The 13157-nt window shown below is 50.1% G+C and carries 9 protein-coding genes, 15 tRNA genes and 1 rRNA gene (1 of these 25 cut by a window edge); 22 read left to right on the top strand and 3 right to left on the bottom strand.

Annotation, left to right across the window (positions count from 1 at the left end):
• From PAECUDRAFT_RS12705 to infC, 20 genes are all read left to right on the top strand, one after another.
• A 23S ribosomal RNA gene (locus PAECUDRAFT_RS12705) occupies nucleotides 1–1740 on the top strand (it extends 1191 nt beyond the left edge of the window).
• A gap of 157 nt (nucleotides 1741–1897) precedes the next feature.
• Nucleotides 1898–1973, top strand: a tRNA-Ala gene (locus tag PAECUDRAFT_RS12700).
• 5 nt (nucleotides 1974–1978) lie between these two features.
• A tRNA-Asn gene (locus PAECUDRAFT_RS12695) sits at nucleotides 1979–2054 on the top strand.
• A 1-nt stretch (nucleotide 2055) separates the two neighbouring features.
• A tRNA-Ser gene (locus PAECUDRAFT_RS12690) sits at nucleotides 2056–2143 on the top strand.
• A gap of 42 nt (nucleotides 2144–2185) precedes the next feature.
• Nucleotides 2186–2260, top strand: a tRNA-Glu gene (locus tag PAECUDRAFT_RS12685).
• A gap of 4 nt (nucleotides 2261–2264) precedes the next feature.
• A tRNA-Val gene (locus PAECUDRAFT_RS12680) sits at nucleotides 2265–2340 on the top strand.
• A 15-nt stretch (nucleotides 2341–2355) separates the two neighbouring features.
• Nucleotides 2356–2432, top strand: a tRNA-Met gene (locus PAECUDRAFT_RS12675).
• A gap of 39 nt (nucleotides 2433–2471) precedes the next feature.
• Nucleotides 2472–2548, top strand: a tRNA-Asp gene (locus tag PAECUDRAFT_RS12670).
• Between the two features lie 53 nt (nucleotides 2549–2601).
• Nucleotides 2602–2677: transfer RNA gene (locus PAECUDRAFT_RS12665), tRNA-His, on the top strand.
• Between the two features lie 14 nt (nucleotides 2678–2691).
• A tRNA-Gln gene (locus PAECUDRAFT_RS12660) sits at nucleotides 2692–2766 on the top strand.
• 5 nt (nucleotides 2767–2771) lie between these two features.
• Nucleotides 2772–2844: transfer RNA gene (locus PAECUDRAFT_RS12655), tRNA-Lys, on the top strand.
• 15 nt (nucleotides 2845–2859) lie between these two features.
• Nucleotides 2860–2945, top strand: a tRNA-Leu gene (locus PAECUDRAFT_RS12650).
• A gap of 9 nt (nucleotides 2946–2954) precedes the next feature.
• A tRNA-Leu gene (locus PAECUDRAFT_RS12645) sits at nucleotides 2955–3041 on the top strand.
• A gap of 3 nt (nucleotides 3042–3044) precedes the next feature.
• Nucleotides 3045–3119 (top strand) — tRNA-Gly (locus PAECUDRAFT_RS12640).
• 6 nt (nucleotides 3120–3125) lie between these two features.
• A tRNA-Arg gene (locus tag PAECUDRAFT_RS12635) sits at nucleotides 3126–3202 on the top strand.
• 18 nt (nucleotides 3203–3220) lie between these two features.
• Nucleotides 3221–3297: transfer RNA gene (locus tag PAECUDRAFT_RS12630), tRNA-Pro, on the top strand.
• A 558-nt stretch (nucleotides 3298–3855) separates the two neighbouring features.
• Nucleotides 3856–5322, top strand: coding sequence for a circularly permuted type 2 ATP-grasp protein (locus PAECUDRAFT_RS12625; RefSeq protein WP_006038495.1), 1467 nt, complete (start codon nucleotides 3856–3858; stop codon nucleotides 5320–5322).
• Between the two features lie 28 nt (nucleotides 5323–5350).
• Nucleotides 5351–6319: an alpha-E domain-containing protein gene (locus tag PAECUDRAFT_RS12620; protein ID WP_006038494.1), complete on the top strand. Its 969-nt coding sequence runs from the start codon at nucleotides 5351–5353 to the stop codon at nucleotides 6317–6319.
• A gap of 509 nt (nucleotides 6320–6828) precedes the next feature.
• A complete protein-coding gene (locus tag PAECUDRAFT_RS12615) occupies nucleotides 6829–7758 on the top strand; it encodes a helix-turn-helix domain-containing protein (protein ID WP_006038492.1) in 930 nt (309 codons plus the stop codon).
• A gap of 30 nt (nucleotides 7759–7788) precedes the next feature.
• The gene (infC, locus tag PAECUDRAFT_RS12610; RefSeq protein WP_006038491.1) at nucleotides 7789–8286 is read left to right on the top strand and encodes a translation initiation factor IF-3; all 498 of its coding nucleotides are present in this window, start codon (nucleotides 7789–7791) and stop codon (nucleotides 8284–8286) included.
• Here the strand turns inward: infC and PAECUDRAFT_RS12605 are convergent.
• A complete protein-coding gene (locus PAECUDRAFT_RS12605; protein WP_006038490.1) occupies nucleotides 8270–8629 on the bottom strand; it encodes a hypothetical protein in 360 nt (119 codons plus the stop codon). The genes infC and PAECUDRAFT_RS12605 overlap by 17 nt on opposite strands.
• A gap of 223 nt (nucleotides 8630–8852) precedes the next feature.
• Here PAECUDRAFT_RS12605 and PAECUDRAFT_RS12600 point away from each other — a divergent pair, with 223 nt between their 5' ends.
• Nucleotides 8853–9644, top strand: coding sequence for a peptidylprolyl isomerase (locus PAECUDRAFT_RS12600; RefSeq protein ID WP_158306248.1), 792 nt, complete (start codon nucleotides 8853–8855; stop codon nucleotides 9642–9644).
• 80 nt (nucleotides 9645–9724) lie between these two features.
• On the opposite strand, the gene PAECUDRAFT_RS12595 is transcribed toward PAECUDRAFT_RS12600, so the two are convergent.
• On the bottom strand, nucleotides 9725–10333 hold the full coding sequence (locus PAECUDRAFT_RS12595; protein ID WP_006038488.1) for a DJ-1/PfpI family protein: 609 nt from the start codon (nucleotides 10331–10333) through the stop codon (nucleotides 9725–9727).
• A 181-nt stretch (nucleotides 10334–10514) separates the two neighbouring features.
• A complete protein-coding gene (locus PAECUDRAFT_RS12590; RefSeq protein WP_006038487.1) occupies nucleotides 10515–11138 on the bottom strand; it encodes a TetR/AcrR family transcriptional regulator in 624 nt (207 codons plus the stop codon).
• Nucleotides 11139–11352: 214 nt separating this feature from the next.
• Between PAECUDRAFT_RS12590 and PAECUDRAFT_RS12585 the strand changes: the two genes are divergently transcribed.
• Entirely contained in the window at nucleotides 11353–12825 is a 1473-nt protein-coding gene (locus tag PAECUDRAFT_RS12585; protein ID WP_006038486.1) for an MDR family MFS transporter, read from the top strand.
• The last annotated feature ends 332 nt before the right edge of the window (nucleotides 12826–13157 follow it).

Genomic DNA, 13157 nt, shown 5'->3' with positions numbered 1-13157 from the left:
AACACACCACCGAAGCTATGGCATGTACCAGTAGGTACTTGGGTAGGGGAGCGTTGAATGCGGGTTGAAGTCAGACCGGAAGGACTGGTGGACTGCATTCAAGTGAGAATGCCGGTATGAGTAACGAAAAGACAAGTGAGAATCTTGTCCGCCGAAAGCCTAAGGGTTCCTGAGGAAGGCTCGTCCGCTCAGGGTAAGTCGGGACCTAAGGCGAGGCCGAAAGGCGTAGTCGAAGGACAACAGGTTGATATTCCTGTACCACCGTAAACCGTTACGAGCAATGGAGTGACGCAGAAGGATAGTGACGCGGACTGATGGAATAGTCCGTCCAAGCAGTGAGGCTGATGTGTAGGCAAATCCGCACATCGTAAGGCTGGGCTGTGATGGGGAGGGAAAATTATAGTACCGAAGGTCATGTGTTCCCGCTGCCAAGAAAAGCTTCTAGCCAGGTGAAGGTGCCCGTACCGCAAACCGACACAGGTAGGCGAGCAGAGCATGCTAAGGCGCGCGGAAGAACTCTCGTTAAGGAACTCGGCAAAATGACCCCGTAACTTCGGGAGAAGGGGTGCCTCGGTAGGGTGAATAGCCCGAGGGGGCCGCAGTGAAAAGGCCCAAGCGACTGTTTAGCAAAAACACAGGTCTGTGCGAAGCCGTAAGGCGAAGTATACGGGCTGACGCCTGCCCGGTGCTGGAAGGTTAAGGGGAGTGGTTAGCCGCAAGGCGAAGCTATGAACCGAAGCCCCAGTAAACGGCGGCCGTAACTATAACGGTCCTAAGGTAGCGAAATTCCTTGTCAGGTAAATTCTGACCCGCACGAATGGCGTAACGACTTGGGCGCTGTCTCAACGAGAGATCCGGTGAAATTTTAATACCTGTGAAGATGCAGGTTACCCGCGACAAGACGGAAAGACCCCATGGAGCTTTACTGCAGCTTGATATTGGACTTTGGTACGATCTGTACAGGATAGGTGGGAGCCTAGGAAGCCTGAGCGCCAGCTTGGGTGGAGGCGCCGTTGGGATACCACCCTGATCGTATCGGAGTTCTAACCCACTACCGTGAAGCCGGTAGGGGGACCGTGTCAGGTGGGCAGTTTGACTGGGGCGGTCGCCTCCTAAAATGTAACGGAGGCGCCCAAAGGTTCCCTCAGAATGGTTGGAAATCATTCGGAGAGTGCAAAGGCATAAGGGAGCTTGACTGCGAGACCAACAAGTCGAGCAGGGACGAAAGTCGGGCTTAGTGATCCGGTGGTACCGAATGGAAGGGCCATCGCTCAACGGATAAAAGCTACCCTGGGGATAACAGGCTTATCTCCCCCAAGAGTCCACATCGACGGGGAGGTTTGGCACCTCGATGTCGGCTCATCGCATCCTGGGGCTGAAGTAGGTCCCAAGGGTTGGGCTGTTCGCCCATTAAAGCGGTACGCGAGCTGGGTTCAGAACGTCGTGAGACAGTTCGGTCCCTATCTGTCGTGGGCGTAGGAAATTTGAGAGGAGCTGTCCTTAGTACGAGAGGACCGGGATGGACGCACCGCTGGTGTACCAGTTGTTCCGCCAGGAGCATCGCTGGGTAGCCAAGTGCGGACGGGATAAGCGCTGAAAGCATCTAAGCGCGAAGCCCCCCTCAAGATGAGATTTCCCAGTATGTAAGACCCCTGGAAGACGACCAGGTTGATAGGCTCGAGGTGGAAGCGCAGCAATGCGTGCAGCTGACGAGTACTAATAGGTCGAGGGCTTATCCTAAGCGTTTTGGCGAATGCCAAAATCGCAACTTCGTGAGCATACGCTTTGCTTCTTGTATGAGAAGCAAACTTCGTGAGCAAGACTAAGCTAAGGATTCATCATTCGCATCCAGTTTTCAAGGTGTAATTAGCATTACACCGTAAGTAAGAAATTGATTGGGGCCATAGCTCAGCTGGGAGAGCGCCTGCCTTGCAAGCAGGAGGTCAGCGGTTCGATCCCGCTTGGCTCCACCATTCATTCCCTGATAGCTCAGTTGGTAGAGCACTCGACTGTTAATCGAGTTGTCACAGGTTCGAGTCCTGTTCGGGGAGCCATGGAGAGATACCCAAGTGGCTCAAGGGGACCCTCTGCTAAGGGGTTAGACTGCGCAAGTGGTGCGAGGGTTCGAATCCCTCTCTCTCCGTTCGATCTTACCTTAAAAGATCGAAACGATTGTTAGAAGATTGGCCCGTTGGTCAAGGGGTTAAGACACCTCCCTTTCACGGAGGTAACAGGGGTTCGAATCCCCTACGGGTCACCATTTTGGAGGCTTAGCTCAGCTGGGAGAGCATCTGCCTTACAAGCAGAGGGTCGGCGGTTCGATCCCGTCAGCCTCCACCATTAATTTTATACTGACGCGGGGTGGAGCAGCTCGGTAGCTCGTCGGGCTCATAACCCGAAGGCCGCAGGTTCAAATCCTGCCCCCGCAACCAATTTTTACCCATCGGATATCTTTTCCGAACTTATAATGTGGAGCCGTGGTGTAGAGGCCTAACATGCCTGCCTGTCACGCAGGAGACCGCGGGTTCGAATCCCGTCGGCTCCGCCATTATAACCTTAACCGGCTTTACAGCCACGAAACATAAGCATTGACCTCACATGGCGGTCGTGGCGAAGTGGTTAACGCATCGGATTGTGATTCCGACATTCGGGGGTTCAATTCCCCTCGATCGCCCCATAGTTTGCTTTCGTTGGGGATTAGCCAAGCGGTAAGGCAACGGACTTTGACTCCGTCATTCCTAGGTTCGATCCCTAGATCCCCAGCCATTCATGAGCCATTAGCTCAGTTGGTAGAGCACCTGACTTTTAATCAGGGTGTCGTAGGTTCGAGTCCTACATGGCTCACTTTTAATTTCATATGCGGTTGTGGTGGAATGGCAGACACGCTATCTTGAGGGGGTAGTGGGCGTACGCTCGTGGAGGTTCGAGTCCTCTCAACCGCACCATATTATTTCGCGGTCATGGCGGAATTGGCAGACGCGCTAGATTCAGGTTCTAGTGGTGTAACAGCCGTGGAGGTTCAAGTCCTCTTGACCGCACCATCTGCGGAAGTGGCTCAGCGGTAGAGCATCGCCTTGCCAAGGCGAGGGTCGCGGGTTCGATTCCCGTCTTCCGCTCCATAATTAGTGCCCTTAGCTCAGCTGGATAGAGCGTTTGACTACGAATCAAAAGGTCGGGAGTTCGAATCTCTCAGGGCACGCCATTTTCACAAATTGAATATCGGGATGTAGCTCAGCTTGGTAGAGCACCTGGTTTGGGACCAGGGGGTCGCATGTTCGAATCGTGTCATCCCGACCATATTCATCTAATCTCGAATGAGTTGTTAACTCATTTGATCAAATAAACAAAAAAAGAGTTCCTTTAACGGGAGCTCTTTTTTTGTTTATTTGATTTGTTAACAGGATGTTAACATTGTATTTGTGAGTAGCTTTCGACAATAATCCACATATGGAATTGGTGCTGTTTCATTCGCCAGGAAAGTAGAATATTCACGACAATGACGACGGGTTGTGTGCAAGAAAAGCAAGAATAAAGCAGAATGTTTAAAAATAAATGTTAGTGATATAGGTTAGTGCAAATCGTATGTGGATAAGTTGAAGTGATATACGGTGCCATAAAGGTGAAAGCACAATTAGGAATGATGCGATTGTTAACTTATCATGGAAGTATTGGTTACGTTAAAGATCGTAAAACGATCTATTTGTTAATGATTTGTCATAAAATTTCCGTGAATCGCGTCTATGTTTCGACATACAGCAATAGTACCCTTCTTTTATACTAATCATATTGATTAAATGTAATAAAAAGTGACGTCTCATCCAGGTGACTGATAAGACGAATGGGAGGGTAACAGTCATGGCCATGCCAATGATTCAACACAAACACTTGTTTGCTAATTATAGCTGTCCGGCATTTTACGATGAGATGTTTGGTCAGGGCGGGAAAGTACGGACACCTTACGCAGCTGTTATGAAGCAATTGGCCATGATGAGCTTGGAAGAATTGAATCGAAAGTATGAAGCGGTGCAATCGCAAATGATGAGACAGGGAATTACGTTTACTCTAAATGGCTCTAGCGATGAGGATGCCTCCTTGGAACGGACAATCCCATTCGATCTGATTCCGCGTATTATTACAGGTCAGGAGTGGCAGCAGCTAGAGGCAGGTTTAAAGCAAAGGGTTAAAGCGCTGAACCTCTTCATAGCAGATTGCTATCACGACCAAAATATAATGAAGGACGGTCTTGTTCCGCGGGAAATTGTAGTGAACAACCCATACTTTTTGAAGGCGATGGTTGGCATGCATGTGCCGGGCCATTCCTATATTCCGCTTGCTGGCATTGATATTATACGCAGCGAAACAGGGAAGTTTTATGTGCTAGAGGATAATCTGCGCACGCCTTCGGGACTCTCTTATGTGTATAAGAACCGTTTGCTCATGAGTACCTTGTTCTCTGAGTTATTTTATAACAATCGAGTTCGAGATATTGATCGAGGCTTAGGGGAGCTACGAAGAAGCCTGTGCAGTCTGGATCCGAATGGTAAGTCTGAGCCTTTGGTTGTACTGCTGACGCCGGGGATTTATAACGCAGCTTATTACGACCATACCTTCCTAGCTCAGGAGATGGGCATCGAGCTCGTTGAGAGCAGGGATCTAACGGTAATCGACCGTAAGGTTTACATGAGGACAATGCGAGGGCTGAGACAAGTTGATGTGATTTATCGGAGAGTGGATGATGAGTTTCTGGATCCAACTGTATTTCGAGCGGACTCCGTTCTAGGCATACCAGGTTTAATCGATGCATATTTGGCCGGCAATGTGGCGCTTGCCAATGCACCTGGTACAGGTGTGGCAGACGACAAAGCGATTTATGCGTATGTTCCGGATATGATCCGTTATTATTTGAATGAGGAACCATTGCTGCATAATGTTCCAACTTATATTTTGTCTAGGCCATATGAGAGGGAATATGTATTGAGCAAGCTATCTGAAATGGTCGTAAAGGAGCGCTCGTTGTCAGGCGGCTATGGTATGCTCATAGGTCCATCTGCCACTGAGGAAGAGCTTCAGAGGTTCGCAGATCTGATTACGCAATATCCGGAGCGTTATATTGCACAGCCGACGATGAAGCTGTCGTGCAGCCCTTCCCTTACGGATGGGCACATTGCACCGAGGCATATCGATTTGCGAGCTTTCGTGTTTACCGGAGCCGCTGATTCCTATGTTGTCCCCGGAGGGCTGACTCGAGTTGCTTTACAAGAGGGATCGCTGATCGTGAATTCGTCGCAAGGCGGGGGCACGAAGGATACGTGGGTTGTATAGACGTGATTACGCGATGAGGTGATAGCTGATGATGAATCGTTATGCAGAGATGCTTTTTTGGATCGGCCGATATGTGGAGCGAGCTGAAAATCATGCACGGTTGATTGATGTAAACTATCATGCTCGCCAAGAGCAATTCGGGTCGCAGCATGAACGGGAATATATGTGGGAGCGGCTTGTATCGGCTGTTGGGGATATCGAACGATTCAGGGCTAGCAATACGAGTGTGAATGAACTGAAGGTGCTTCATTTTATGACCTTTGAGCGTTCTAATCCGAATTCGATCTTTTCTTGCATCCAACAAGCTCGTAATAACGTGCGTGGCTTGCGCCAACTGCTGCCAAGCGAGCTGTGGGAAGTGATCAATGCGCTATACCTGTGGTTGAAGGAGCAAACGGTAAGCCAAATGATGCTGCAATCGCCCTATTTGTTCTACCAGCGGGTGCGTGAATGGACATCGCTGTTTAATGGATTGGCGGATTCAACGATGGTCCGGGGCCAAGAATGGAACTTTATTCAACTTGGGAAGCATTTGGAGAGAGTAGAGAACACAGGGCGTGTCGTAAGGGCGTTCCATGCAAATATGCTGAGGGACGCTAGCGTGCCGAAAGCTCAGCATGATAATAAACGCGAGGTATTGCTGCTGAAGGCGCTAGGCGCTCACGAAGCATTCCGCAAGTACGATGCAATGGAAAAGACCAGCAGCGCGGCCATAGCTTTCATCATGAGCAATAAAGATTTTCCGCGCTCGATAGCGTTTGCCGCCTCTTCGCTGGAGCATTACTTGAAAGCGTCGGAAATAATGGGCCCGGCATTTGCTCGGCTAGCGGAGCAAGCAACAATGCTGGGGGAGTTAAGTGAACGAGTTTGGAAGCAACGAGAGGCAAAAGCATATGATGAGGCAAGAGAGAATTTAAATCGGTTACTGGCGCTATGCGATCAGCTGGGGTACGCAATCTCAAGCACATTTTACGAGGCGGAACTTGTCGGAGGTTAATGGTAATAAGCAGCCTGCATGATCCCGTCTTGGGGCATGCGGGCTTTATTTTACCGCTGTATTGCTCTTGCTTATCGTTGCACAACCAACTGGGGTGAGGTATGATCGTACATAAGAGAAACCGTGTACATTTGAGAAAGGGGGATAAGTACAATGGGCGTACCGGCTGGCGTTTGGGTATCCGCTGTCATTATTTTGATTGCAATTACTTGGGTTACGTTGTGGGTGACGAAGAAAGCATACTCCCGTAAATGGGACGAATCGGATCATTAAGAGCAGCCGTTGCCAGAAGGCAGCGGTTTTTTTATGCCGAAATGAAGGATATTCCATATCAAATTCGTCCAGTTATTTATCTTTCTTATCCATTGTGAAATAGGCGTTTATGCGTAATAATGGGCTATAATGCACGAAAAACGGCTAATAGAGGAATCAAGATGCGGTAAGCAAGAGATCGTCTAAGTGCTATTGTAGAGGGGATGAAGGAATTGAGGCGAGGAACCTGTGTCGACATGCAGCCATTAACCCAAAACGAACAACAGGAACAATCGGCGCCGATGCTGCCGAATATACATATTGCTGGCGATATGCTGATGAAAGCCGGTACTGGCTTAAAGCCAAGACGGATTTGCGACTATGAGCTGCTTTATTTCCCTACTGGCACAGGAAGCGTCTATATGGTTGAAGGCCGCACCTATTCACTCACGGAGCCCTGCTTCATCATTACAAGGCCAGGAGAGTGGCATGAGTATCGGTATGATGCCGCACAGCAGTCCCGGCATCTGTTCGTCCATTTTGGCTATGATGAAGTAGAGGATATAAGGGAAGAAGACCTGTTGCCGATTTTAAGGCATGAAGGCCCATCCTGCATTCCGCTCGGAGATGAGTGGCTTGCGAGCCTCATGACGCAATTAATGAACATCGCATATGCGCATCCGACTCGCATGCAGCAGCGTGGAAGCGCTTTGCTGCTGACGTTGCTAGAAGAGCTGAATGCTGCATACGTCGAATATCCGGTTGAACGAGTGGCAGCGATTCCAGCGCAAATTACGAAGGCGATTCGTTATATCGAGGAGCATCTGGAGGAGCCTTTTACCGTTGAGGGATTGGCGGAGCAGGCGGGGTGGACACATGAGCATTTTACCCGATTGTTCGCAAGGCATACGGGGCGCACACCGCGGGAGATGATTATTCAGCGCCGGATTGAACGGGCTTGCCATCTATTGCTTTATGAGGATGCGACAGTGAAGGAAGTAGCGTTTTCGGTTGGTTTCGCCGATGAAAACTATTTTTGCCGCGTGTTCAAGTCTTTGAAGGGGATTACGGCAACGCAATACCGTAAAAAATATTATAATCCGAAGCACCGTGGATTGAATGCTGTTATTCAGGACGATACCAGCTGCTCACCGAATCGGGTTTTAATTTTTCCGGCGACATCTTAGGCAGCTTGTTGGAAAGGAAGGGGGATCCTAATGAGTTTAATTATGAACGAAAAGATAAAATCAAAGGAAGTCGAGCTGACCGGCATCGATGGCGAGTCGCTAGGAGTCGTTGCGCGGGATGAAGCATTGGCGATGGCTAAACGATTGAAGGCTGATCTTGTATGCACATCGCTTATGAGCAGTCCTCCGCCATGTAAGCTGGTTAGCCGGGGCGAAGCTAAACGGGAGCAGACACAGCAGAAGCGGGAGGAGCGCCTGCAGGAGCAGCCTGCCAAAGAGAAGGAGCTGCGATTATCTGCGAGTATCGAAGAGCATGATTACGATACGAAGCGGCGGCAGGCCGAGAAACTGCTGGCTTCTGGCAACCCGGTTCTGCTCGTCGTCCGATTGAAGGGCAAGCAGGAGCAAGTGCCGGCGAAGGAGCTGCTGGAACGGTTGGCGGCAGATTTGAAGCCAGTTGGCTCTAAAGCAACGGGCGTTCAAGTGAGCGGCAAGCAAGCGGCTGTCCGCATTAACCCAGCGGGCTAAGCGGCCGGGGGATCGCGATCGAGATTGTTGCAAAATCCGAATACGAGCGTTGCGAGGGCTCGGGAACTACGGTGCGAGCCTTCGGCACAGCTGTTCGTGCAGCGAGAGCGCGAGGGAGTTGATTGTCCGGATTTGCCGATAGGCGCCGGGCAATTTTTTTGTATAAAATGGGGATAATGATGCTGCTTATCATGGCGATTGCATCTGTGAATATCAGCTTCTTGAGCGTGAGCTTAACCCCATAATATAAAGCCGTGCTTCCGATAAGGTCTACCGCGATAAACTCGCGAATGATGAACGCAGGGATGACAACAACGATGATTTCTCGTTTGGTACGCAGCAATGAATGGCCCCCTATACTGGTTGGATATACAGCAAGCAGGACGGCAGGTCCTCCGTGCGTAGCGAGGCTTGAACGTTATGATGTATGCGTTGGACGGAATGTCCCATGATAAAAGTTTATAGCGAGGCGCTGTATTGGCAGGGACAATTCATGTGATTGTCGAATCTGACTAAGGTCGCATCCTATGATGCGAACGTTGACGGATGAGATGAGGGAGATTGTTGTGAAACATCGGTTGCAAGGGCTCGTCATAGGTATGCTTGTAGGGGTGCTGCTTTGCGCGGCGACCGCGTATGCGGCGACAGGAACAATTACAGTGGAGTTTAAAAAGCTTACGTTCCTATTCGACGGCGTCGAGAAAAAACCGACAGGTGACGGAGCCTTTATGTACAAAGGAACGACGTATGTGCCATTGCGTTTTGTAAGCGAATCCATCGGCAAGCCGATTACGTACGATGCGAAAAATTCAATCATCCGAGTAGGCAAAGGCTACACGAAAATGCCAGCGATGACGATTAATACGTCCAAGAAGTACAAGGCGAAGGTGACAACGACACTCGGCGCATTCACAATTGAATTGTTCGCCAAAGAAGCGCCGCTAACAGTGAATAACTTTGTCGCGCTGTCGCAGGACGGTTATTATGATAACGTGATTTTCCACCGCGTGCTTGAAGACTTCGTCATTCAGTCGGGCGATCCGACAGGTACAGGTGCCGGTGGTCCTGGCTACACATTCAAGGATGAGCTGAATAATGGCTATACGTATAAGGATGGCATCGTCGCGATGGCGAATGCAGGCCCGAATACGAACGGCAGCCAATTTTTCATATGCACGGGTGCTAATAGCGAGCAGTTGAACAATTATCCGAACTACTCCATATTCGGCAAGATTACAGAGGGACTTGATATCGTACATGCGATCAGCAAGGTGAAGGTTCAAGCGAGCGAAACAGGCGAGATTAGCAAGCCGGTTACGCCTGTGAAGATTAAGTCGATCGTCATTGAGGTCTCTTAGACGAGAACTGAGCTGGCTATGAAAGAAGGGAGCAGTGCTCAATTGAGCGCTGCTCCCTTTGCTTTACCTAGCGATTAGGACTAGCCAATGGATGAAGAGGAGCCAGCGGCTGACGCCGAGGCTGCTTCGGAGCGGCGAATTGCACGGAGGAACTCCCGCGTGAAGCCTGGCAGATCCGGCCATGCATGGCCGGAGATAATATTGCCATCGACATGCAGGTTTTCTTCCGGATATGTAGCACCAAGCGACTCCACCTCGTAACGGCTTGCGTTATAGGCTTTGATCGTGCGGCCTTGGAAGAGCGTGCTGTCTTTCAGGGCAAGGAATACTTGAGCGCCATGGCAGATCACGCCTACCGGTTTGTCTTCCTCGAGGAAATGCCGAACAATGCGCGGCAGGTCAACATCGTTGCGAATAAATTCCGGCGCGCGGCCGCCAGGAATGATAATGCCAGCGTACTGCGACGGATCAACATCAGCAAAAGCGATGTTCGCAGCCAAGCGATGCGCCGGCTTTTCCGTATATGTAGCCCAATCATCAACAAAGTCATGACAGACGGTGTTTAGAATTTTTTGCTGCGGTGCAGCAATATCGGTTTCGTAGCCTTCCTCCAGCATGCGGTAATAAGGATAATATACCTCGAGTACTTCAGCAGCATCGCCTGTCAGGATTAGAATTTTACCGGACATGAAATCACTCCTCTGGAAATGGTTGGATCTACCTATTCCATTATCGGATGTGGTCGGACAAGCGTCAATGAATCGCCAGACGGAGGGCGGAAGTCCTGCAATTGTCGAAATAAAGCGCTTGTAGTAAGAAGGCCTGCAATATAAAAAAACCTCGGACGGCGTGTCGATGCCGTCTCGAGGCTTAGGATTTGAAGAGCGGGTTGATCAGAGCCATACACAACTTTTCAACGATATCGTCTGTCGTGTAGCCATATTCTTGATGCAAATGCTGGAGCGTATGCGGAGCTAAAGCCGTAATGAGGATATGCGCGTTAAACGCCGGATCGAATGGAACGGTCCGCCCGCTATCCAAAGCTTCCCTCATCAGGGTTGATATCGTCCCATGCAGGAAAACATAAGGGGGGAACTGAAAGAAAGACTTCTTCTCGGTTTCGATGCAGTTCAATGGCGCAATTGTCGCATGAATGGCGTGAAGCAGCGCGGATTCATCGTTGCAAAATTGAACAAGTCGCCGAACGAGCGCGTTGAGCCGGGTATGGATCGTTTCCTCTGCAAGCTGCAGCTGCTCGAGGAGCAGGATGACATCGTTTTTGAATCGGTTAAAATGATCGTCCATCAGCTCCAAGCACAAGTCGGCCTTTTGCGTGTAGCGCCGGTAAAGCGTTGCTTGTCCAACACCAGCTGTCTTGGCAATCTGATGCATGCTTACCGCGTCCACGCCATGCGCTGTGAACAAATCCCGGGCCGTATCCAAAATCAGTTCGGTTAGCTGCTGCGCGTCTTTTCGTTTGGGCGTTACCAACATTCGGCCTCCCTTCTTTCTATATCGCTTTTGTATTGCGAATTGACAAACGGACAATTGTCCGCTATTATTCAATAGTACTGCATCGCGGACAATTGTCCGCTTAAATTGTGGTTATTTATGAAAACCGCTTTCAGTTGTCTGGTTTCATTGTAACGCGATCAAGGCGGCAGGTCAATTTGAGAAATAGAGGAAAAAAGGAGTGGAGAGGAAAGTTATGTCAAGCGAAACATTAAGCAAAGACCAGCAGTCGATGAGTCACATTATCGCACCGCTGCTCGCAATTATCGTAGGTATGTTCATGGTTATCCTTGACGGTACCGCAATGAACGTTGCGCTGCCGAAGCTGCAAGAGGATTTTGCCAGATCGTTGAATGTTGTTCAATGGTCCGTAATTGGCTACTCGCTGTCTCAAGCAGCTGTTATTCCGTTGGCAGGTTGGTTGTCGGATCGTTTCGGCGCTAAAAATATTTTCTTGATTTCAGTCGTATTGTTTACGCTCGGATCTGGCCTATGTGCTATGGCTGGCTCGATTGAGCAATTGATTGCGTATCGTGTTATCCAAGGCCTCGGCGGCGGTATGGTTGCTCCGATTGCCATGGCGTTTACTTACCGTCTGGCGCCTCCGGGCAAAGTAGGGGCAGTTATGGGCATGATCGGTATCCCGATGCTGCTCGCGCCTGCACTGGGTCCAGTAATTGGCGGTTGGTTGATCGAAAATGCTTCGTGGCATTGGATCTTCCTGATTAACCTTCCGATCGGTGTTGTAGCAGTATTGATTGGTATCAAGACGCTTCCAGCTATCGGACGTCAACAAGTGCCAACGCTTGATACGCTCGGCATGATCTTCGGACCGATCGCATTCTCTGCTCTCGCTTATGGCGTGAGTGAAGGCGGCAACTCCTGGACATCGGCTAAAACGCTGACAGGCATTATCGTAGGCGGCGTTGCACTTATTGTCTTTATCATCGTAGAGCTGAACCGCAAACAGCCGCTTCTGGAGCTGCGCGTATTCCGTTCCGGCAACTTCACTAAAGGCATTATCGTACAATGGGTATCGCAAGTGGCGTTGTTCGGTACAATGTTCATGATCCCGCTCTTCCTGATCCAGGCAAAAGGCTATGGCGCATTCGAAACGGGCGTCATTATGCTCCCAATGGCGCTCGCATCGGCAGTCTGCATGCCGATCGGCGGCAAGCTGTATGATAAGCTGGGCGCACGCGTTCCGGTAATCGGCGGTCTGGTTATCGTAACCTTCGCAGCATTCCTTCTGTCCCAAGTGACGACGGATACGAGCAAGTATGGCTACATTCTGCCGTTCGCACTCCTCGGCGCAGGCATGGGCTTGTCGATGATGCCGCTTAATACGCACATCATTCAATCGGCGCCAGCAAGCCTTGTAGGCCGCGTAACGTCGTTGACTGCAGCGCTTCAACAGGTTGTAACTTCGTTCGCAATCGCGATTTTGACGACGATTCTGGCGAATCGCGTTGAGCATTATGCGCCAACGTATGGCAAAGATCCATCTGCGCTTATGTCCCACTCGTTCGGGGATATGTTCTCCGTACTGATCTACATCGGCGCGGCAGGCATTCTGTTCGGCTTCCTGCTCAGCCGTCCTAAGCGTCAAGACGGAGATTCCGGCGAAGGCTCGGAAAAAACTGAAATGACGATGATGATCAACCACTAAGCTCAGATGCACCAAATGAAGCTGTCCTAAAAGTCATTATTAACCGACTTTTAGGGCAGCTTTTTATTTGTTTCGCATGCTGTTGTACTTTGTACAACGAGAAAGGGATGAGTGGCCTGCTTCGAAGGTTCCCGTTGCAGTTCATACAACGAGATAAGGTTTAGAAGAGGCACCGATATGCCCAAAACATAGAAAGTCGCCTTTCCCGTTGCGCGCGATGCAATGATAACTCCTTATTTCCGCGATCGAGCGGAATCGATTGTACAAACTGCAATGAGAACGCAGCTGCATGTCATGTATTAACGCCGCCTAAAAGAAGGCGTACAGCTCAG

The organism is Paenibacillus curdlanolyticus YK9 (assembly GCF_000179615.1).
Taxonomy (GTDB): domain Bacteria; phylum Bacillota; class Bacilli; order Paenibacillales; family Paenibacillaceae; genus Paenibacillus_T; species Paenibacillus_T curdlanolyticus.
The sequence above is the reverse complement of the archived record's forward strand: the minus strand, read 5'-3'. Positions and strand labels throughout refer to the sequence as shown.

Bases quoted from the DNA above. Each gene is read 5' to 3' on its own strand.
- PAECUDRAFT_RS12625 (WP_006038495.1), top strand. From the start codon at position 3,856: ATGGCCATGCCAATGATTCAACACAAACACTTGTTTGCTAATTATAGC.
- PAECUDRAFT_RS12620 (WP_006038494.1), top strand. From the start codon at position 5,351: ATGATGAATCGTTATGCAGAGATGCTTTTTTGGATCGGCCGATATGTG.
- PAECUDRAFT_RS12615 (WP_006038492.1), top strand. From the start codon at position 6,829: ATGCAGCCATTAACCCAAAACGAACAACAGGAACAATCGGCGCCGATG.
- infC (WP_006038491.1), top strand. From the start codon at position 7,789: ATGAGTTTAATTATGAACGAAAAGATAAAATCAAAGGAAGTCGAGCTG.
- PAECUDRAFT_RS12595 (WP_006038488.1), bottom strand. From the start codon at position 10,333: ATGTCCGGTAAAATTCTAATCCTGACAGGCGATGCTGCTGAAGTACTC.
- PAECUDRAFT_RS12590 (WP_006038487.1), bottom strand. From the start codon at position 11,138: ATGTTGGTAACGCCCAAACGAAAAGACGCGCAGCAGCTAACCGAACTG.
- PAECUDRAFT_RS12585 (WP_006038486.1), top strand. From the start codon at position 11,353: ATGTCAAGCGAAACATTAAGCAAAGACCAGCAGTCGATGAGTCACATT.